Origin of the sequence: Streptomyces uncialis, from assembly GCF_001905345.1 — a bacterium.
GTDB classification, from domain to species: Bacteria; Actinomycetota; Actinomycetes; order Streptomycetales; family Streptomycetaceae; genus Streptomyces; species Streptomyces uncialis.
This window is the reverse complement of the sequence record NZ_LFBV01000009.1, coordinates 104,038-124,175: the sequence shown is the minus strand read 5'-3', so window position 1 is coordinate 124,175 and position 20,138 is coordinate 104,038. Positions and strand designations below refer to the sequence as shown.

The window sequence follows — 20,138 nt, the reverse complement described above, 5'->3', positions numbered from 1 at the left end:
AGCACCGTCCCCCGGCCCGTCCTCCGACCCGGCCCGGCCGAGGCGCGCGCCCGGGTCCCCTGTGCTGGACGCGCTTGTCCCTGTGCCGTCGCTCGTGGGGTGCGCCGTTCCCCGCGGGTCGCCTTCGCTTGCGCTTCCGAGGTCTGTCCGGGTGGACGCACTTGTCCCGTACGGGTCGCTCGGTGGGTGCGCAGTTCCCCGCGCCCCTACAGGGGCGCCCAGCTGGGGCCGGCGATCAGGCTGCGGGCTGCATCAACCGGGGCCGGGGTTCAAACCCCCTCCTCGTGCACTCGCGCTGCTGCGGGAGGGGGTGGGCGGGAATCTCTGCTCGCAGACTCCGATGCTCTTCAGTCGGGTACGGGTACGTCGTACCGAGCGTGTCGGATCGAGGACGGAGAATCCCGACCGGCACCGACCCGAAGAACCGGCCGGATGCGCCCCAAAGGGGCGCGGGGAACTGCGCACCCCACGGGCGACGGCACAGGAACGAAGTACGCCCAGCCGGACAGACCCCGGGGCGCAAGCGAAGGCGAACCGTTACTCCTGGTCCTCCGCGGTGGACCGCACCGCGGCCTTCGGCCGCTGCCACCCGCGGGACCCCCGCGCCAGCAACCACGCCGTCGCCTCGTCGGACGGCATCGCCGCGGCGACGAGCCACCCCTGGACCGCGTCACAGCCGAGATCGCGCAACCGCTCCCACGTCTCGTCGTCCTCGACCCCCTCCGCCACGACGAGCAGCCCCAGCGAGTGCGCGAGATCCACCGTGCAGCGCACGATCTCCGCGTCCTCGTTGTCGAAGGCGAGCCGCGCGACGAACGACCGGTCGATCTTCAGCTCGCTGACCGGCAGCCGCCGCAGATGGACCAGGGACGAGTACCCCGTCCCGAAGTCGTCCAGGGACATCTTCACCCCGTGCCCGGTCAGCCCGGCCAGCGTGTCCGCGGCCCGCTGCGGGTCCTCCAGCAGCACATGCTCGGTGATCTCCAGTTGCAGGGCGGACGGCGGCACCCCGTGGCGCGCGAGCCGCGCGGCGACCGATCCGGCGAAGCCGGGGGTGTGGACGTCACGGGGCGACACGTTCACCGCGACGGGCACCCGCAGCCCCTGCGCACGCCAGCGGGCGACCTGCCCGAGCGCGATCTCCAGCACGTACTCCGTGAGGTGCGGCATCAGCCCGGACGACTCGGCGATGGCGATGAACTCGTCCGGGGGGACCCGCCCGCGTTCCGGGTGCACCCAGCGCACCAGGGCCTCCAGCCCGGCGACCTGTCCGTCGAACCGCACCTTGGGCTGATAGTGCAGTTGGACGTCCCCCGCGTCCAGCGCGCGCCGCAGGTCCCCGAGGAGGCCGAGCCGGTCGGGGGTGTTGGAGTCGCGCTTCGACTCGTACACCTCCACCCCGGTGCGGTCGCGCTTGGCCTGGTACATGGCGACGTCGGCCCGCCGCAGCAGCCCCTCCGCGTCGAGGGCGTGGTCGGGGAAGACGGCGAGTCCGGCGCTGGCCTCCAGGACCAGGGTGAGTCCGTCGAGGTCGAGCGGGGAACCGAGGGCGGTGACGACCGAGCGGGCGACCCGGGTCGCGGAGGTCGTGGAGTCCGCGATGGGCAGCAGTACGGCGAACTCGTCGCCGCCGAGCCGCGCGGCCTCCGCGCCGCGGGGCAGCGCGAGCCGGAGCCGGTCGGCGATCTGGAGCAGCAGCCGGTCACCGGCGAGATGGCCGAGGGTGTCGTTGACGGACCGGAAGCGGTCGAGGTCGATGAGCATGAGCGCGGAGCGCGCCCCGATGCGTTCGGCGTCGTCGAGCGCGGCCCAGGTGCGTTCGAGCAGCCACTGGCGGTTGGGCAGTTTGGTCAGCGGGTCGCGGAGCTGTTCCTCGGCGCGGGCGCGGGCGATCCACAGGGTGGAGTCGAGCGCTATCAGCGGGACGACGAACAGGGGCAGCAGGATCGGCATGGCGATGGCCACGACACAGATGAGCGGTGCGATGCCGAGCAGCGCCGCCCCCACGAGGGCCTGCCGCATCAGGGCGGTACGGGCGACCGTCGGCAGTCCGGACGCCTGCGGGGCGTGGACGTACCAGAGCAGCAGCCGGGTGACCGCCAGATAGGTCGCGGCGGCGAGGACGACCTCCAGCGCGGCGTAGAGGTCCCAGGTCTCGGGCAGCCATGGCTCCTCGACGGTGGGCACCAGACCGCACGCGCCGAGCGCGAGCGCGCCCGCGCCTATGCCGAGGATGTCGACGGCACCATGCAGTAATCCCTGCCGCCAGCGGTTGCGGCGGGCCACCCCGACGAGGACGACGACGGTGAGACTGACCATCCCGGCGGGAATCCAGCCGTAGAGCAGCAGCACCGCGAGGGTCAGGGCGGAGCCGGAGCCCGTGCCGCCCCACCAGCGGCCCCGGCCGAGTGCGACGAGATGGCCGACGATGAGTCCGGTGAGGACGGCGAGGGACCAGCCGGCCTTGCCGGTGGGGAACAGCGCCCGGTTGCCGCTGATCGCGCTGTAGGCCCCGGCGCCGAGGACGAGCGCGGCGAGGGGGACGACCGCGACGGCGAGGAACGGCCAGGACCCGTGGTGCGGTCCCGGTTCGGTGTCGGGGTAGGTGCGGGTGGCCTGGGTGACAGGCATGTCGGGGTGAGTGGGCGGCCTGCGGCCGATGAGCCAGGCACCGGGCGTCCGGCGGGCGCGCACGCGTCCGTCCGGGGCGGCTCTCTCGCTCGATTCCATTACCGTCCCTCTCACTGCCGGCGGTGGCCGCGCCACGCGTCGCCCCGCCGTTCACCGCCATCGAACCCGCGTCTGATGACCCACCACGCAGCGGGGCGCGGCAGGCGCATAACTCAACAGTAGGCCGCGGAGGGCCCCCAAGGGCAGCGGTCGGCCACGGTTGCCCGAATGCGACCGGGGCACCCCTAAGCATCTGATATGCGCCGAACGGGTGTTCTTGCGGGGCGCGCACCGGAGCTGAGGTGCCCTCAGGAGGCATCGGCGGGTCGGCGGGGTCACTCCCCGGCGGGGGTCTCCTCCGTGCCGCCCGCGGGGGTCCCGGCGGGGGCGTCGGGGCTCTCCTGCGCGGGTTCCGCCGGGGTCTCGGCCGGTGTGTCGGCGGAGGTCCCTGCCGGGGTTTCCTCCTCCGGCGGAAGGGCTGCCTCCGCCGCGGCCTCGGGGCCCTGTTCGAGGAGGACCGCGAAGCCCTCCTCGTTCAGAACCGGCACCTTCAGTTGCATGGCCTTGTCGAACTTCGATCCCGGATTGTCACCGACCACGACGAACGCCGTCTTCTTGGACACCGATCCGGTCACCTTGGCGCCCTGGCTCTGGAGCGCTTCCTTGGCCCCGTCACGGGTATGACCCGTCAGCGTGCCCGTGACGACGACGGTGAGGCCTTGGAGGGGCCTGGGGCCCTCGTCCTCCCCGGCACCCGCGTCCTCCATCCCGGCACCGGCGGCCTTCCACTTGCGCACGATCTCCTGGTGCCAGTCCTCGGCGAACCACTGCTTGACGGCCGACGCGGTGGTCCCCGCGACCCCGTCGGTCGCGACCAGCTGCTCCTCGGTGGCCTCGGCGAGCCGGTCGATGGAGCGGAACTCCCGGGCGAGCGCCTCGGCGGCGACGGGTCCGACATGACGGATCGACAGCCCGGTGAGGAAGCGGGCCAGCGGGCGGCTCCTGGCGGCGGCGATGCTCTCCAGCATCGCGACCGCGTTCTTCCTGGGCTCGCCCTCCTGGTTGGCGAAGACCGTGGCGACCTTCTCCTCACCGGTCTCCGGGTCCCGCTTGGGCAGTCCGCTGTCCGGGTCGAGGACGTACGCCTTGATGGGCAGCAGCTGCTCGATCGTCAGGTCGAAGAGATCGCCCTCGTCCTTGAGCGGCGGCTCGGCGGGCTCCAGCGGCTTGGTGAGGGCGGCGGCGGAGACATAGCCGAAGTGGTCGATGTCGAGGGACTTGCGGCCGGCGAGGTAGAACAGCCGCTCCCGCAACTGGGCGGGGCAGCCGCGGGCGTTCAGACAGCGCCAGTCGATGTCGCCCTCCTTCGCGGGCTCCAGCTTCGTGCCGCACTCGGGGCAGTGGGTGGGCATCTCGAACTCGGGGGCGTCCGGGTCGCGGAGCTCGGGGACATGGCTGAGGATCTCGGGGATCACGTCCCCGGCCTTGCGGATGACGACGGTGTCCCCCACGCGGACGTCCTTCGCCTTGACGACGTCCTGGTTGTGGAGGGTCGCGAACTCCACCTCCGAACCGGCGACGACGACCGGCTCCACCTGCGCGTAGGGGGTGGCGCGGCCGGTGCGGCCGATCCCGATGCGGATGTTGATCAGCTTGGTGTTGACCTCCTCCGGCGGGTACTTCCAGGCGATGGCCCAGCGGGGCGCGCGGGAGGTGGAACCGAGGCGGCCTTGGAGGGGGATCTCGTCGAGCTTGACGACGACACCGTCGATCTCGTGCTCCATCGAATGGCGGTTCTTGCCGTAACGGGCGATGAACGCGCGGACACCCTCGACGGAGTCCGCGACCTCGTTGTGCCGGGCGGTGGGCAGACCCCAGCCGCGCAGCAGCTCGTACGCCTCGGAGAGGCGGCTGATCCGCAGGCCCTCGTGGGCGCCGATGCCATGGACGACCATGTGCAGCGGGAGCGTCGCGGTGACCTTGGGGTCCTTCTGGCGCAGCGATCCGGAGGCGGAGTTGCGCGGGTTGGCGTACGGCTTCTCACCGGCCTTCACCCGGCGTTCGTTCAGCGCCTGGAACGCCTCCATGGGGAAGTACACCTCGCCGCGGATCTCGACCAGCGCGGGGATGTCGTCGCCCTGGAGACGGTGCGGGATCTCGGCGATCGTGCGGACGTTGGGCGTGATGTCCTCGCCGGTGCGGCCGTCGCCGCGGGTGGCGGCACGGGTCAGTCTGCCGTCCTCGTAGGTGAGGTTCACGGCGAGCCCGTCGACCTTCAGCTCGCACAGGAAGTGGTAGTCCGTGGTGCCCACGTCCCGGGCGATGCGCTCGGCCCAGGCGTCCAGCCCGGCGTCGTCGAAGGCGTTGTCGAGGGACAGCATCCGCTCGCGGTGGCGCACCTCGGCGAGATCGGTCTCGTAGGCGACGGAGACCTGCTGGGTGGGCGACTCGGGGGTGCGCAGCTCCGGGTACTCGTCCTCCAGGGCCTCCAGATCCCGCATCAGCCGGTCGAACTCGGCGTCGCTGACGACGGGCTGGTCCTTCACGTAGTACTTGAAGCGGTGGTCCTCGATCTCTCCGGCGAGACGGGCGTGCTGCTGCCGCGCCTGCACGGGCACCGATCCGGGCTGTGCGTCCTGGTCGCCGGCCACGTCATTCCTCCCGATGGTCACTCTGGGTCGTCCGCGAGGGATCTCGCCGCCCGGACGCAGTGGGCGAGCGCGCCCCGGGCGTACTCGGGGGAGGCGCCCGCGAGACCGCAGGCCGGGGTGAGCGTGACGGACTCGCTCAGCGACCCCGGCCGCAGCCCCAGCCTGCGCCACAGCGTCCTGACACCCATGACGCTACCGGCAGGGTCTGACAACGGGCCGTCGGTACCGGGCACGACACCGGCGATCAGCTGCGTCCCCGACTCGACCGCTTCCCCGATCACATCGTCGTCACGCTCGGTGAGGAGGGCGAAGTCGAAGGAGACCCCGGCGGCTCCGGCGCGGTGCAGCAGCGCGAAGGGGACGTCGGGGGCGCAGGAGTGCACGACGACGGGACCGTCGTGCACGGCGAACAGGTCGCGCAGGGTTCCCTCGACGGTCTGCCGGTCCGGGGCCCGGTAGGTGCGGTAGCCGCTGGCGCTGCGGATCTGTCCGCGCAGCACGGCGGTGAGCGACGGCTCGTCGTACTGGAGGACGATCCGGGCGCCCGGAACCCGGCGGCGGACGTCCGCGAGGTGTTCGCGGAGTCCCTCCGCGAGTGATCCGGCGAGGTCCCGGCAGGCGCCGGGGTCGGACAGGGCCGCCTCGCCGCCGCGCAGTTCCAGGGCCGCGGCGAGCGTCCACGGTCCGACCGCCTGGACCTTGAGCGGGCCCTCGTAGCCCTGGGTGAACTCCTCCAGGGCGTCGAGGTCCTGCCGCAGCCAGGTGTGGGCGCGGCGGGTGTCCCGGCCGGGGCGGTCGCCGATCCGCCAGCCGCTGGGCTCCACGCGCGCGTAGACCTCGACGAGGAGTCCGGCGGTGCGGCCGATCATGTCGGCGCCGGGGCCGCGGGAGGGCAGTTCGGGGAGGAACGGGGTGCCCTGCCCCTCCCCGAAGGTGCCGACGACGGTCTTCGCGGCCTCCCTCGGGTCCGTGCCGGGCAGGGAGCCGATGCCGGTGGCCGGGCCGAGGCGGGAATCCTTGTTGTCGTTCACCCGGCGAAGCGTACGGGGTGGGTTCGGCCCGACGTGGTGGTGGTTGCTGCACGTTCCCGGCGTCCCGGCTTTCGCCGTGCCCCGGTGCGTGCCTGTGCCACGTGCGCGGTTCCTGGCGGCCCTGGGGTTCCACCTGTCGCCGCACTTCGTACCCGTGCCGGTTCCACGGGGGTGCGCGGTTCCCCGCGCCCCTGGCGGGGCGGTTCTGACCGTCGCTGTTCCTGCGCTCGTCGCCCGTGGGGCGCAGTTCCCCGCGCCCCCAGGGTTCCACCTGTCGCCGTACTTCGTACCTGTGCCGGTTCCACGGGGGTGCGCAGTTCCTCGCGCCCCTGGCGGGGCGGTTCTGACCGTCGCTTGTTCCTGTGCGGGTCGCTCGTGGGGCGCAGTTCCTCGCGCCCCTGGCGGGGCGCGTCTGATCGTCGCTGTTCCTGTGCGGGGGGTCAGTGGGGGGTGGGGCGGACGGAGAGGTCGTTGATCTCTGCGTCGCGGGGGAGGTCCAGGGCGGTCAGGACCGTGGTGGCGACCGTGTCCGGGGACATCCAGCGGGCCGCGTCGTAGTCCTTGCCCTCCTGCTGCTGGACCTTGGCCTGCATGGCGCTCGCGGTGCGGCCCGGGTAGACGGAGGTGACCCGTATGCCGTGCTGCTGCTCCTCCTCGCGGAGGGCGTCGGCCAGCGCGCGCAGGCCGTGCTTGGAGGCGGCGTACGCGGACCAGTCGGCCCGTGCGCGCAGCCCCGAGCCGGAGTTGACGAAGATCACCTGTCCGGAGGTGACCCGGAGCTGGGGCAGGAAGTGGCGGGTGAGTTCGGCGGGTGCGACGAGGTTGACGTTCAGGTGGTGGCGCCAGGCCTTCGGGGTCAGCTCGCCGACGGGGCCGAGCTCGATGACACCCGCGATGTGCATCAGGGAGTCGATCCGGTCGGGGAGCGTCTGGTGGGAGAAGGCCCAGGAGAGCTTGTCGGGGTCGGCGAGGTCGCCCACGAGGGTGCGGGCGCCCGGGAAGCGGGCGACCAGTTCCTTCGCGCGGCCCGCGTTCCGCGCGAGGAGGACGAGCTCGTCCCCGCGCGCGTGCAGCCTGCGCGCGACGGCCTCGCCGATGCCCGACCCCGCCCCGGTGATCACATGTGTCGCCATGGGCCCATCGTCGCATCCGTCACCGGCAGCGGGCTCAGCGTGTGCCGAAGGACTCCTCCAGGTACGCGAGGGCGCCCACGGGTTCCTCCGCGAAGAAGACCAGCTCGGTGAGCGGGAGCGGCAGGAAGCCCTCGTCGTCCATGCGGCGGAACTGCTCCTTGAGCCCGTCGTAGAAACCGGCCGTGTTGAGCACGACGACGGGCTTCGTGTGGTGACCGTGCTTGCGCAGTTCGAGGATGTCGGTGGCCTCGTCGAGGGTGCCCATACCGCCGACCATGACGACGATCCCGTCGGCCTGCTCCAACATCCGGGCCTTGCGTTCGGCGAGGTCGCGGGCGACGACCATCTCGTCGGTGTCGGTGCGCGCGAACTGCGCCAGGAACTCCACGGACACCCCGAGCAGCCGCCCTCCGGCCTCACGCACACCGTCCGCGACGACCTTCATCAGGCCGGCGTCCGAACCGCCCCACACCAGGGTGTGGCCGCCCTTGCCGAGGAGTTCCGCGAACTGCCGGGCGGGGCCGGTGTAGCGCTCGTCGAGGTCCGCGGCGGAGAGGAAGACACAGATGTTCATGCCGCGACACGGTAGTACGCGGGAAGAAGCCGCCGCCGCGAGGTGCTGCACCTCACATGACCCGAGGACACACGATCACGATCGAACAGGGCTCCGCACTGGTGCGCGTCGTCAAGGACGGCCGGCTCCTGGCGGAGAGCCGCCGACCTCTGCTGCTGCGCGAGACGGGCTGTCCGGTGCGGTACTACCTGCCGCCGGAGGACGTCCGTACGGAGTTGCTGACCCCGTCGGACACGCACACGTACTGCCCGTTCAAGGGGACGGCGTCGTACTGGTCCCTCCCGGACGCCCCCGACCTGGTGTGGGCGTACCCGGAGCCGAAGGAGGCCGTGGCGGCCGTCAAGGACCATCTGTGCTTCTACGAGCCGGAGGTGACCGGCTAGCGGCCTTCCCAGGGCCCCTGCGGGCGGTCAGGAGACCGGGGCGCCCGCCCGGTCCGTCGACGCGATGGTGGCGGAGCCGACGACGCGGCTGCCGTCGTACAGGACGATCGCCTGGCCGGGGGCCACCCCGCGTACCGGCTCGGTGAAGGTGACGTGCAGGGTGCCGTCGAGGAGTTCCGCGGTGACCTCGGTCTCGCCGCCGTGGGCGCGCAGCTGGGCGGTGTACGTGGCGCTGCCGGTGGGCGCCGTGCCGCACCAGCGGGGGCGGATCGCCGTGAGCGACGCGACGTCGAGGGAGGCCGCCGGGCCGACCGTGACGGTGTTGTCCACCGGAGAGATGTCCAGCACGTAGCGGGGCTTGCCGTCGGCGGCGGGGTGGCCGATGCGCAGGCCCTTGCGCTGGCCGATGGTGTAGCCGTAGGCGCCCTCGTGGGTGCCGACCTTGGTACCGGACTCGTCGAGGATGTCGCCCTCGGCCTTGCCGAGGCGGGAGGCCAGGAAGCCCTGGGTGTCCCCGTCGGCGATGAAGCAGATGTCGTGGCTGTCGGGCTTCTTGGCGACCGCCAGGTCACGCCGCTCGGCCTCCGCGCGGATCTCGTCCTTCGTGGTGAGCGTGTCACCGAGGGGGAACAGGGCGTGCGCGAGCTGGCGCTCGTCCAGCACCCCGAGGACGTACGACTGGTCCTTGGCCATGTCCGAGGCCCGGTGCAGTTCCCGGGTGCCGTCGGGGTGGGTCACCACGCGCGCGTAGTGGCCCGTGCACACCGCGTCGAAGCCGAGGGCGAGGGCCTTGTCCAGGAGCGCGGCGAACTTGATCTTCTCGTTGCAGCGCAGGCAGGGGTTGGGGGTGCGGCCCGCCTCGTACTCCGCGACGAAGTCCTCGACGACGTCCTCGCGGAAGCGGTCCGCGAGGTCCCACACATAGAACGGGATGCCGATGACGTCGGCCGCGCGGCGCGCGTCACGGGAGTCCTCGATGGTGCAGCAGCCACGCGCGCCCGTGCGGAACGATTGCGGGTTCGCGGAGAGCGCGAGATGCACTCCGGTCACGTCGTGCCCGGCCTCGACGGCGCGGGCTGCGGCTACGGCGGAGTCCACACCGCCGGACATGGCGGCGAGGACACGGAGGGGACGCTGCGGGGTCTCAGTCATAACCCTTCCAGAGTACGGGGCGCCGGGGAACCGCAGGCCGCGAGTACGCGTTGTGCTTCGCATGGGGGTTCGTAAGAAGGCACAGGGGACCGAGGGCCAGGGTCCGCACATCGGTCGGCGCGGCCTGTTGATCGGCGGCGCCGCGGCGGTCGTCGGCACGGGCGTGGTCATGCGCGAGGAGCTGTCGGAGCTGTGGTGGCGGGCGCCGGGCGTCACGAAACCACGGGTGGACGGCGCCGTCGACTTCACGGGAGCGCGCTGGGTGGCGGCGTCCTCGGGGAATCTGCGGCGGGCGGACCGCCCCGACGACTACCGGGTCGACCGGGTGATCATCCATGTCACGCAGGGCAGCTTCGACAGCGCGGTACGGGTCTTCCAGAACCCTTCGCACGGCGCGGCCACGCACTACATCGTCCGCAAGGACGGGCACATCACCCAGATGATCCGGGAGCTGGACGTCGCGTACCACGCGGGCAACCGCGACTTCAATCAGCGCAGCGTCGGTATCGAGCACGAGGGGTGGGTCGACAAGCCGTCGTCCTTCACCGCCAGGATGTACCGGGCGTCGGCGCGGCTCACCGCGGGGATCTGCGCGCGGTACGACATACCGGTGGACCGGGAGCACATCATCGGGCATGTGGAGGTCCCGGAGGCCACCCACACCGATCCCGGTCCGCACTGGGACTGGGACCGGTACATGCCGCTGGTGCGCGCCGAGCGCAAGCGGCTGGCGAGCTCCGGCAGGACACCCGACCCGGGCGCCACCCGGGCGGCCGAGTAGCGCGCCCGGGACCGCCGGGTCAGGTCAGTCCGGCCGATCTGGCGCGTTCCACGGCGGGGCCGATCGCCTTGGTGACGGCTTCCACGTCCGCCTGGGTGCTGGTGTGGCCCAGCGAGAAGCGCAGGGTGCCCCGGGCGAGGTCCGGGTCGGTGCCGGTGGCGAGGAGGACATGGCTGGGCTGGGCGATGCCCGCGGTGCAGGCGGAGCCGGTGGAGCACTCGATGCCCTGGGCGTCGAGCAGCAGCAGCAGGGAGTCGCCCTCGCAGCCGGGGAAGGCGAAGTGCGCGTTGGCGGGGAGCCGGTCCACCGGGTCGCCGCCGAGGACCGCGTCGGGCACGGCCCGGCGCACCCCGTCGATCAGGTCGTCGCGCAGCGCGCCGATCTCCGTCGCGAACCATTCCTGGCGTGCGGTCGCGATCCGCGCGGCGACGGCGAAGGCCACCACCGCGGGCGCGTCCAGCGTCCCGGAGCGTACGTGGCGTTCCTGGCCGCCGCCGTGGAGCACCGGGACGGGCGTCCACTCGCGGCCCAGGAGCAGCGCGCCGATCCCGTAGGGGCCGCCGATCTTGTGGCCGGAGACGGTCATCGCGGCGAGCCCGGAGTCCGCGAAGCCGACGGGCAGCTGGCCGACGGCCTGGACGGCGTCCGCGTGCAGCGGAATCCCGTACTCGGCGGCGACGGCGGCGAGTTCGCGTACGGGCATGACCGTACCGATCTCGTTGTTGGCCCACATCACCGTCGCGAGCGCCACGTCCGCCGGGTTGCGGGCGATGGCCTCGCGCAGCGCTTCGGGGTGGACCCGCCCGTACCGGTCGACGGGCAGGTATTCGACGGTGGCGCCCTCGTGCTCGCCGAGCCAGTGCACCGCGTCGAGCACGGCGTGGTGCTCGACGGGTCCGGCGAGGACGCGGACGCGGGCGGGGTCGGCGTCCCTGCGGGCCCAGTACAGGCCCTTGACGGCGAGGTTGTCGGCCTCGGTGCCGCCGGAGGTGAGGACGATCTCGCTGGGGCGGGCGCCGAGGGAGTCGGCGAGGGTCTCGCGGGCTTCCTCGACGGCGCGGCGGGCGCGGCGTCCGGCGGCGTGCAGCGAGGAGGCGTTGCCGGTGACGGTCAGCTGGGCTGTCATCGCCTCGATCGCCTCCGGGAGCATCGGAGTGGTCGCGGCGTGGTCGAGGTAAGCCATGGTGGACCGATTCTACGAGCCGGGGCCGGGGGGATGTCGGCGGGCCGCCCCTGGTCCGCTTCGCGGTGCTTCGAGCGGTGTTCCCGGTGGCGGCGCGGGGCGGCGTCCCAGGGCGCGGGCCGGGGTCAGACGCCGTCCGTGGCACCGCCGTAGCGGGTGGTGAGCGCATGGGTGGCGCGGGCCAGTTCCGCGCGGACCTCGGGGGGTGACAGGACCTCCACGTCGTCCGCGAAGGCGAGGGTCAGCCGCGCTTCGGCGGGGGAACGGTAGGTGAGCTTCACCGTCAGCCACTCCCCCGTACCGTCCGGCGGGAGTTCGCGGACCGCGCCGCCGCAGAGCGTGAGGAAGAGGTCGAGTCGGGAGCGGCGGACCCGGGCGGTGACCTCGATGCCGCGGGGGCGGTCCTCGACCGTGCGCCGCAGGGTGTCCCAGGTGTCGGCGAGGGTGGCGCCGGGGCGGCGTTCGACGGGATCGTCGAGGACGGTCGCGGCGCGTATCCGGTCGGCGCGGAAGAGCCGGGGGTCACCGTCCTGGTCGGCCACGAGGTACCAGACGCCCGCCTTGGCGACCAGTCCGTACGGGTCGACGGTACGGGTCCGGTGGTCCGTCGCACCGCCGTGCCGGTAGCTCAGCCGCAGCCGGCGGTCCGTGAAGACGGCGTCCTGGAGCGCTCCGAGGTCCACCGGGCCGCCCTCGCGGGGCGGTCCGGGGTACCAGCGGGTGGCGTCGACGAGGACCCGGCTGTTGACGAGTTCGGCGGCGGGCCGGTGGGGGGCGGGCAGCGCGGCCATGACCTTGAGCAGCGCGGAGGCGAGGGCCTCGTCGAGTCCCAGCGCGGTGTGGGCGCCCTGCGCGGCGACGACGAACAGGGCGCGGGACTCGTCGGCGGTGAGTCCGGTGACATCGGTGCGGTAGCCGTCGAGCAGGGCGATCCCGCCGTGCCGGCCGCGTTCGGTGTACACGGGCACCCCGGACGCGGAGAGCGCCTCGACGTCCCGGTAGATGGTGCGCACCGACACGTCCAGCCGCTCGGCGAGCTCGGGCGCGGGGACCCTGCCCCGGGTCTGGAGCAGCAGCAGGATCGAGAGCAGCCGGTCGGACTTCACGTCCCCCAGCATCGCGTACCGGGGTGCGCGGTCAGTCCAGCTTGGCGCGGGCCAGCTGGCGGGACTGGGCGACGAGCCGGTCCGCGCTGTCCCAGACCTCGGCGTCCTCCTCCAGGAATCCGCCCGCGAGATTGCGGGTGGTGACGGAGACCCGCAGCGGGCCGGGGGCGGGACGGCAGCGGACATGGGCGGTCAGCTCGACCGTGGGGACCCAGCCCTTCAGTCCGAGTTCGAAGGCGGTCGGCGGCAGGGCGTCCACGGCGAGCAGCAGCGACAGCGGGTCAGGGTCCCGGCCGTCGGCGAGCCCGAGCCAGGCCCGCATCTCACCGCGTCCGGAGGGCGCGCCGAGGACCCAGCCGAGGGTCGCGGGGTCGAGCTTGAGCGCGAGCCGTTCGGTGATGGCGGAGCTGCCGGGCAGGGGAGTGTCGCCCGGGGCGTCCTCGGGGCCGAGGCACTGGTCGTACGGGGGCAGCTGGGGCGGCTTGGCCGAGGTGCGGACATCGTCGGGAAGGGCGCCGAGGTCTCCGTACGCGGCGAGGACCCGCATCCGTTCGACCTCGTGGCCGTCGTCGTCGAGCTGGAAGAGGGACGCCTGGCCGGTGGAGAGGGTGCGGCCGGTGCGGACCGTCTCGGTGCGGATGACGGCGGGGCCGGGGCGGGACGCCGTGAGGTAGTGGGCCGAGACGGTGAAGGGGTCGGGGTGGGGCAGGGCGTGGGCGAGGGCGCGGCCGACGAGGGCGAGCAGATAGCCGCCGTTGACGGCGGAGATGATCGTCCAGCCGGGCGACAGCTCGGTGTCGTAGACGCCCGGGTCGGCGGGGCCCCGGGGCACGACCGCGGTGTCCCGGTCGAACTCGCTGTCGCCGATCGCTGCCTCTACCCGTGTCTCTGACATGCCGGTACGCTACAACAGGTCCATACTAAGCGGTAGCTTTTCGCCGGTCCCGGACCGTCGGCCGCTCACTCGTCGATCTCCACGGCCGTCGAGCGGCGGTTCCAGGCGCGGGGCGCGCGCCAGTGGAAACGCAGGGCGAGCAGCCGGATGGCGAAGGTCGTGACCACGGCGATCGCGCTGGTCAGGACGTTGAGCATGTCGTACTGGATGAACAGGGCGGCCATGCACGCGCCGACCATGGCGGGTACCGCGTACAGGTCCCGGTCCCAGCGGACCAGGGACGGGACCTCGTTGGCGATCATGTCCCGCAGCACACCGCCGCCGACGGCCGTGGCCAGTCCGAGCGCCGCCGACGCGGTGAGCCCCAGGCCGTACTCGTACGCCTTGGTGGTGCCCGTCACCCCGAAGAGGCCGAGGCCCGCGGCGTCGAAGACGTTCACCCCCGTCTGGATGCGTTCCACCTGCGGGTGCAGGAAGAAGACGAGCGCCGCGGCGACCAGGGGGGTCAGGAAGTAGCCGAGGTCGGTGAACGCCGCAGGGGGGACGGCGCCGATCACCAGGTCCCGGAAGAGCCCGCCGCCCAGGGCGGTGACCTCGGCGAGGACGGCTATGCCGAACACGTCGAAGTTCTTGCGTACGGCGAGGAGCGCGCCGGAGATGGCGAAGACGAAGATCCCGGCGAGGTCCAGCGCGTGCTGGACGGAGGGGGTGAACAGGTCTTGGAGCACGGGCCATTCTCCCCCATATCCCCCGCAGACCGCCTTCGCTTGCGCTTCCGAGGTCCGTCCGGCTGGGCCTACCTGTTCCCGTGCGGGTCGGACGGGGGTGCGCAGTTCCCCGCGCCCCTGGGTGCTGCCCCATTGCGGTCGCTTGTCGGGTGCGGGCCGTCCTCGTTTTTGCGCAGTTCCCCGCGCCCCTGAAGGGGCACCCCTCTCCTCGTGCAGTCGCGGGACTCGCGTAAGGGGGTGGGCGGGAATCTCTGCCCGCAGACTCCGATGCTCTTCAGCAGGGCAAGGGGGATGTCCGACCGAGCGCGTTGGAGCGAGGACGGAGAATCCCGACCGGCACCGACCCGAAGAACAAGCCGGGTGCGCCCCAAAGGGGCGCGGGGAACTGCGCACCCCACGAACGACGGCACAGGGACAGGTAGGCCCAGCTGGACAAACCTCGGAAGCGCAAGCGAAGGCGACCTGCGGGGAACTGCGCACCCCCGTCCGACCTGCACAGGAACGAAGTGCGCCCCGCCGGACAGACCCGAAAAGCGCAAGCGAAGGCGACCCGCCCCCGGCGGTCACCGGAGGCGGGGCGGGAGCCACCCGCTCACGCGTCGTCCGCGGCCGCCTCCGACGGAGTCCGGACCTGCGACGGGTCGGACACATGCGTGGGGGCCGGCGCGTCCTTCCCCACCGCCACCACCGCCACCGCGTCCACCGCCGCCGACAACAGCACCGTGTCCCCCGGCGCCTGATCCGCCGCGTTCTCGGGATGGTGGCAGGCCACGGACTGCCCCGGCCGCAGCTCCACGAACACCGGCTCCTGCCGCGCGCAGATCTCCGTGGCCTTCCAGCACCGGGTGTGGAACCGGCAGCCGCTGGGCGGCGAGATGGGCGACGGCACGTCCCCCTTCAGCAGGATGCGCTCGCTCTTGGCGGTCCGCCGCCGGGGGTCCGGGATCGGCACCGCCGACATCAGGGCCTTGGTGTACGGATGCATGGGCGACGCGTACAGCGACTTGCGGTCCGCCAGCTCGACGATCTTGCCGAGGTACATCACCGCGATCCGGTCCGAGACATGCCGGACGACGGACAGATCGTGCGCGATGATCACATAGGTGAGCCCCAGCTCGGTCTGGAGATCGTCCAGGAGGTTGACCACCTGCGCCTGGATGGACACGTCCAGCGCCGACACGGGCTCGTCCGCCACGACCAGCTTCGGCTTGAGGGCGAGCGCGCGGGCGATCCCGATGCGCTGGCGCTGGCCGCCGGAGAACTCGTGCGGATAGCGGTTGTAGTGCTCGGGGTTGAGGCCGACCACCTCCAGCAGCCGCTGGACCTCCTTCTTGACACCGCCCTCGGGGCTGACCCGCTGGAGCCGGAAGGGCGCGCCCACGATCGTGCCGATGGTGTGCCGGGGGTTCAGCGAGGAGTACGGGTCCTGGAAGATCATCTGGACATCGCGCCGCAGGGGCCGCATCCCGGCGACCCCGAGGTGCGTGATGTCCCGGCCCTGGAACTCCACCGTGCCGGCCGTGGGTTCCAGCAGCCGGGTGATGAGCCGCCCCATCGTGGACTTGCCGCAGCCCGACTCGCCGACGACGCCCAGGGTCTCCCCCGCGCGTACCTCGAAGTCGATGCCGTCGACCGCCTTGACCGCCCCGGACTGCCGCTGGAGCAGGCCCTTGCGGATGGGGAAGTGCTTCTGGAGACCGCTGACCCTCAGCAGCACCTCGCCGGGTGCCGGGTCCTCGGTCAAGGCGGCGCCGACGGACCGCTGGGCGGGGACCGGCGTGGAGCCTTTGTCGTCGCTCGTCACGGGTTTGTCCTCGCTCACAGCTTGGGCGCAATCTCTTCGGTCCAGATCCGCTCCCGCTGCTCCTGCGCCATATGGCAGGCGGCCCAGTGGGCACCGCCGACCCGCGTCAGCTCGGGGCGGACCTTGCGCGTGACGTCGTCCTTGGGGACGTCCGCGTACGGGCAGCGCGGGTTGAAGGCGCAGCCGTCCGGGATGTTGATCAGCGAGGGCGGGGAGCCCTTGACCGGGATCAGCCGTTCGGTCTCCTCGCGGTCGAGCCGGGGCATCGAGCCGAGCAGTCCCCAGGTGTAGGGGTGGCGGGGCTCGTAGAACACCTGCTCGGCGGGTCCGCGTTCCACGCACCGGCCGCCGTACATCACCAGGATGTCGTCGGCGAGTTCGGCGACGACCCCCAGGTCGTGGGTGATGATGACGACCGCCGAGCCGAACTCCTTCTGGAGATCGCGGATCAGGTCGAGGATCTGCGCCTGGACGGTGACGTCGAGGGCGGTCGTCGGCTCGTCCGCGATGAGCAGTTCGGGGTTGTTGACCAGTGCCATGGCGATCATGGCGCGCTGGCGCATCCCGCCGGAGAACTCGTGCGGGTAGCTGTCGACGCGTTTGTCGGGCTGGGGGATGCCGACCCGGTCGAGCATGTCGACGGCCCGCTTGCGGGCGGCCTTCTTGCTGACGTCGTGGTGGACGCGGTACGCCTCCACGATCTGCTGGCCGATCGTGTAGTACGGGTGCAGCGCGGACAGCGGGTCCTGGAAGATCATCGCCATCTCCCGGCCGCGCAGCTTGCGCACCTTGTCCGGGTCGGCGGACAGCAGCTCTTGTCCGTCGAGCCAGATCTCCCCGGAGAGCCGGGCCTTGCGCTTGCCGTACTGGCCGGCGGTGTGCAGGCCCATGATGCCGAGCGAGGTCACCGACTTGCCGGAGCCGGACTCCCCGACGATCCCGAGGGTCTTGCCCTTCTCCAGCGTGAAGCTGAGTCCGTCGACGGACTTGACCACGCCGTCGTCGGTCGGGAAGTGCACCTTCAGATCGCGTACGTCGAGGAACGCGGTGGGCGGCGGGGAGTCGGTCACGGGTTCGCCGAGGGCCGCCCCGGTCTTGCTGAGTCGGGTCATGCGAGCCTCACTCGGGGGTCGATCACGGCGTAGAGGAAGTCCACGGCGAGGTTGGCGACGATCACGGCGAGCGAGGTGACCAGGGTGACGCCGAGGATGATCGGCAGGTCGCGTTCACTGATCGCCTTGAGGACGGCCTGGCCGAGTCCTGGGAGGTTGAACGCGGTCTCGGTGAGGATCGCGCCGCCGATCAGGGCCCCGAGGTCCATCCCGAGCATGGTGAGGATCGGGGTCATCGTGGAGCGCATGGCGTGCTTGCCGATGACGACGGGTTCGGTCAGTCCCTTGGCGCGGGCGGTGCGGATGTAGTCCTCGCCGAGCACTTCGAGCATGGTGGCCCGGGTGATCCGCGCGTACATCGCCGCGTACAGGAAGGACAGGGTCACCCAGGGCAGGAGCATGCCCTGGAACCAGCCGCCGAGTCCGTCACCGATCTCCTGGTACTCGCCGTCGATCCAGCCGAGGCCGTAGTCGAAGGCGGCGAGCGAGAGCAGCGCGGTGAAGTAGATCGGCAGGGAGACGCCCGAGAGGGCGACGACCATGGCCGAGCGGTCCCACAAGGTGCCCCGCTTGAGGGCGGAGAGCACACCGGCGGCGACACCGAACAGCAGCCACAGGACGGCCGCGCCGAGCGCCAGGGTCAGGGTCACCGGCAGCCGGTCGGTGAGGACGGGCCAGATGGCCTGCTCACTGCGGAACGAGTAACCGAAGCAGGGAGCCGAGCAGTTGGTGACCTCGCCGCCCGCCGCGTAGGTGCGGCCGACGAACAGACCCTTGAAGAACTCCAGGACCTGCGCGTAGATCGGGTCGCCGAGCTGGAGCTTGTCCCGCACGGCCTCCACGGCCGCGGCGTCGGACTGCTTGCCCACGTACATCGTGGCCGGGTCGACGCCCGCCCACTGGGGGATGAGGAAGAAGATGCAGAAGACCACCACGACGATGACCACCAGCATCACTGCGGCGGCCAGCAGCCGCCTGATGAGGTATGCGAGCACAGCTCTTCGGCCCGGCGGGGGTCGCGGGCCACCGGAGGTCGTCCGATGGCCCGCGACCCTACCGCTCCGGCCTTCACCTGCCTTTCGTGCCGTACGGCGGGTGTGCCGGGGTGGTCGTTACTTCAGGCCCAGGCTGATGAAGTCGTACTGACCGCTGTACGCGTCCGTGGTGTACACGTTGGTCAGGTCCGACGACCGGAAGTTGATGAACTTCTCGAAGACGAAGGGCAGGTAGTACGCGCCCTCCATCACCTGGTGGTTGATCTGGGTGGCGAGCTGCTCCTTCTTCGCGTCGTCCAGCTCGGTGACGAACTTGTCGAAGTTGCCGTCGATCGCCTTGTCGTTGATCATCGCGAAGTTGTTGTTACCGCTGTCGAGGATGTACTTGCTGTCCCACAGCGGCTGGCCGTAGCCCTGGACCGACGGGAAGTCGGGGCCCCAGCCCATGATGATGATGCCGTAGTTCTTGTCCTTGACGACCTTCGGGTTGCCGATGATGCCCGAGGTCTGCGAGCCGTCGTACTTGTCGATGTCGACCGTGATGCCGATCTTCTTCAGCGACGCCTGGAGCGACTCGGCGGTGGCCACCTCGACCGGCTTGTTGTTCCGGACGGCGATGGTGGTCTTGAAGCCGTTCGGCTTGCCGCACTTCTTCAGCGCGTCCTTGGCCTTGGCCTCGTCGGGCTTGCCGTCGTTCTGGGCGAGACCGTACGGGTCGTACTTCTGGCCCTCGGAGCCCGGGACGGACGGCGGGAGCATGTTGGTGCCGATGTCGCCACCGGCCATCGGGCCGCCGCGCGCGGTCTGGAGCGACTTGTGGTCGGCGCCGTAGATGACGGCCTTGCGGCACTCGATGTTGTCGAACGGCGCGACCGTCTGCGGGAACACCGCGTAGCGGATGTAGCCGGAGACCGGGTTGTCCAGGTTGTTCTTGTGGTCCTTCAGGGCCTTGATACGGCCCTGCGGGGACAGCCCGGTCTGGTTGATGTCCAGGTGGTAGTCACCGGCGAGGATGCGGTTGTCCATCTCGTCGGCGTTCGAGAACAGGGTCACCGTGACCTTGTCCGGCAGGGCCTTGCGGACCGGGTCGGAGGACTGCTTCCACTCCGTGTTGCGGACGAGGGTGATTTCCTTGTTCGGCGTGTACGACTCGAACTTGTACGGGCCGGACGAGAACGGCTTCAGACCGTACTTCGACTTGGTGTCCTTGTCCTGGCGGACCGGGGACGCCGAGGTGAGCGCCAGCATCTCCTCGAAGTCGCTGTTCGCCTCGGGCAGCTTGAAGATGATGGTCTTGTCGTCGGGCGTCTCGATCGCCTTGAGGCCGAGCTTGTCCTTGGACTTGTCCTTGTACGGGCCCGGGTACTCGCCCTTGGGGTCGAGGACGTCCTTGAGGTAGATCGGGCCGCCGGACAGCACGTCCTGCGCCCACACGCGCTGGATGCCGTACTTGACGTCCTGGGAGGTGATCGGCTTGCCGTCCTCCCACGTGATCCCGTCACGCAGGGTGTACTTGTACGTCTTGCCGTCGTCGCTGATCTCGGCGCGCGCGCTGGCGAGGTCCGGGGTCAGGTCGGAGCCGGCCTTGCCGGGCTGGGTCTGGCTGGTGACGAGCTGACGGCTGTAGTAGCGCATGAAGTTCCACGCGAAGCCGTAGTAGCCGCGGGTGGTGTCCCATGAGTCGGCGTCCTGGGCGCCCGCGAACTTGAGCGTGCCGCCCTTCGTAGCACCGGCGCTCGCGATCTTGTTGTTGGCCGCGTCGAAGCCCGCGGCCTTGCCGCCGCCCTTGCCATCGTTGTCGCCGCCGCTGTCGCCGCCGCACGCCGCCGTGGCCAGCAGCGCCGCGACCACGGCGGTCGCCGCCACGGCCTGCTTGCGCCGTCCTCTGCTGATGTGGGTAGTCACGATGTCGGTTCCTCCGTGTGATTCGTGGCCTGTCC

General features: G+C 71.3%; 16 protein-coding genes. 2 read left to right on the top strand and 14 right to left on the bottom strand.

Translation table 11 applies throughout. From position 1 onward, the window contains the following. Positions 1 to 537: 537 nt before the first annotated feature. From AB852_RS29240 to AB852_RS29220, 5 genes are all read right to left on the bottom strand, one after another. On the bottom strand, positions 538 to 2,730 hold the full coding sequence (locus tag AB852_RS29240; RefSeq protein WP_073793237.1) for a putative bifunctional diguanylate cyclase/phosphodiesterase: 2,193 nt from the start codon (positions 2,728 to 2,730) through the stop codon (positions 538 to 540). A 275-nt stretch (positions 2,731 to 3,005) separates the two neighbouring features. After that, positions 3,006 to 5,321, bottom strand: coding sequence for an NAD-dependent DNA ligase LigA (ligA, locus tag AB852_RS29235; RefSeq protein ID WP_079185007.1), 2,316 nt, complete (start codon positions 5,319 to 5,321; stop codon positions 3,006 to 3,008). Between the two features lie 17 nt (positions 5,322 to 5,338). Beyond that, the gene (locus AB852_RS29230; protein WP_073793236.1) at positions 5,339 to 6,352 is read right to left on the bottom strand and encodes a methionine synthase; all 1,014 of its coding nucleotides are present in this window, start codon (positions 6,350 to 6,352) and stop codon (positions 5,339 to 5,341) included. Positions 6,353 to 6,792: 440 nt separating this feature from the next. Then, on the bottom strand, positions 6,793 to 7,485 hold the full coding sequence (locus tag AB852_RS29225; protein WP_073793235.1) for an SDR family oxidoreductase: 693 nt from the start codon (positions 7,483 to 7,485) through the stop codon (positions 6,793 to 6,795). A 34-nt stretch (positions 7,486 to 7,519) separates the two neighbouring features. Next, positions 7,520 to 8,059, bottom strand: a complete 540-nt coding sequence (locus AB852_RS29220; RefSeq protein ID WP_073793234.1) for an LOG family protein — start codon at positions 8,057 to 8,059, stop codon at positions 7,520 to 7,522. A gap of 56 nt (positions 8,060 to 8,115) precedes the next feature. On the opposite strand from AB852_RS29220, the gene AB852_RS29215 reads away from it, so the two are divergent. Then, positions 8,116 to 8,442, top strand: coding sequence for a DUF427 domain-containing protein (locus AB852_RS29215; protein ID WP_073793233.1), 327 nt, complete (start codon positions 8,116 to 8,118; stop codon positions 8,440 to 8,442). Between the two features lie 27 nt (positions 8,443 to 8,469). Here AB852_RS29215 and mnmA read toward each other — a convergent pair whose 3' ends face one another. Continuing rightward, positions 8,470 to 9,594, bottom strand: a complete 1,125-nt coding sequence (gene mnmA / locus AB852_RS29210; protein WP_073793232.1) for a tRNA 2-thiouridine(34) synthase MnmA — start codon at positions 9,592 to 9,594, stop codon at positions 8,470 to 8,472. A 61-nt stretch (positions 9,595 to 9,655) separates the two neighbouring features. On the opposite strand from mnmA, the gene AB852_RS29205 reads away from it, so the two are divergent. Then, on the top strand, positions 9,656 to 10,375 hold the full coding sequence (locus tag AB852_RS29205; RefSeq protein ID WP_073793231.1) for an N-acetylmuramoyl-L-alanine amidase: 720 nt from the start codon (positions 9,656 to 9,658) through the stop codon (positions 10,373 to 10,375). A 19-nt stretch (positions 10,376 to 10,394) separates the two neighbouring features. Here AB852_RS29205 and AB852_RS29200 read toward each other — a convergent pair whose 3' ends face one another. From AB852_RS29200 to AB852_RS29165, 8 genes are all read right to left on the bottom strand, one after another. Further along, positions 10,395 to 11,558: a cysteine desulfurase family protein gene (locus AB852_RS29200; protein WP_073793230.1), complete on the bottom strand. Its 1,164-nt coding sequence runs from the start codon at positions 11,556 to 11,558 to the stop codon at positions 10,395 to 10,397. Between the two features lie 125 nt (positions 11,559 to 11,683). Beyond that, the gene (locus tag AB852_RS29195) at positions 11,684 to 12,664 is read right to left on the bottom strand and encodes a helix-turn-helix transcriptional regulator (RefSeq protein WP_073793414.1); all 981 of its coding nucleotides are present in this window, start codon (positions 12,662 to 12,664) and stop codon (positions 11,684 to 11,686) included. 31 nt (positions 12,665 to 12,695) lie between these two features. Next, positions 12,696 to 13,559, bottom strand: a complete 864-nt coding sequence (locus AB852_RS29190) for a thioesterase family protein (RefSeq protein ID WP_073793229.1) — start codon at positions 13,557 to 13,559, stop codon at positions 12,696 to 12,698. A 65-nt stretch (positions 13,560 to 13,624) separates the two neighbouring features. Next, positions 13,625 to 14,287, bottom strand: coding sequence for a trimeric intracellular cation channel family protein (locus AB852_RS29185; RefSeq protein ID WP_073793228.1), 663 nt, complete (start codon positions 14,285 to 14,287; stop codon positions 13,625 to 13,627). Between the two features lie 592 nt (positions 14,288 to 14,879). Beyond that, complete coding sequence (locus tag AB852_RS29180) at positions 14,880 to 16,091, bottom strand: ABC transporter ATP-binding protein (RefSeq protein WP_073793413.1); 1,212 nt, start codon at positions 16,089 to 16,091, stop codon at positions 14,880 to 14,882. 14 nt (positions 16,092 to 16,105) lie between these two features. Beyond that, on the bottom strand, positions 16,106 to 17,203 hold the full coding sequence (locus tag AB852_RS29175; protein ID WP_073793227.1) for an ABC transporter ATP-binding protein: 1,098 nt from the start codon (positions 17,201 to 17,203) through the stop codon (positions 16,106 to 16,108). Continuing rightward, positions 17,200 to 18,198 (bottom strand): ABC transporter permease, encoded by a 999-nt coding sequence (locus tag AB852_RS29170; protein ID WP_073793226.1) that lies wholly within the window; start codon positions 18,196 to 18,198, stop codon positions 17,200 to 17,202. The genes AB852_RS29175 and AB852_RS29170 overlap by 4 nt, the downstream gene beginning before the upstream one ends. Before the next feature lie 117 nt (positions 18,199 to 18,315). Continuing rightward, on the bottom strand, positions 18,316 to 20,103 hold the full coding sequence (locus tag AB852_RS29165; RefSeq protein WP_073793225.1) for an ABC transporter substrate-binding protein: 1,788 nt from the start codon (positions 20,101 to 20,103) through the stop codon (positions 18,316 to 18,318). Between the last annotated feature and the right edge of the window lie 35 nt (positions 20,104 to 20,138).

Coding starts and splice junctions, on each gene's coding strand:
- AB852_RS29220 (WP_073793234.1), bottom strand. CDS start 8,059: ATGAACATCTGTGTCTTCCTCTCCGCCGCGGACCTCGACGAGCGCTAC.
- AB852_RS29200 (WP_073793230.1), bottom strand. CDS start 11,558: ATGGCTTACCTCGACCACGCCGCGACCACTCCGATGCTCCCGGAGGCG.
- mnmA (WP_073793232.1), bottom strand. CDS start 9,594: ATGACTGAGACCCCGCAGCGTCCCCTCCGTGTCCTCGCCGCCATGTCC.
- AB852_RS29240 (WP_073793237.1), bottom strand. CDS start 2,730: ATGGAATCGAGCGAGAGAGCCGCCCCGGACGGACGCGTGCGCGCCCGC.
- AB852_RS29190 (WP_073793229.1), bottom strand. CDS start 13,559: ATGTCAGAGACACGGGTAGAGGCAGCGATCGGCGACAGCGAGTTCGAC.
- AB852_RS29175 (WP_073793227.1), bottom strand. CDS start 17,203: ATGACCCGACTCAGCAAGACCGGGGCGGCCCTCGGCGAACCCGTGACC.
- AB852_RS29215 (WP_073793233.1), top strand. CDS start 8,116: ATGACCCGAGGACACACGATCACGATCGAACAGGGCTCCGCACTGGTG.
- AB852_RS29225 (WP_073793235.1), bottom strand. CDS start 7,485: ATGGCGACACATGTGATCACCGGGGCGGGGTCGGGCATCGGCGAGGCC.
- AB852_RS29205 (WP_073793231.1), top strand. CDS start 9,656: ATGGGGGTTCGTAAGAAGGCACAGGGGACCGAGGGCCAGGGTCCGCAC.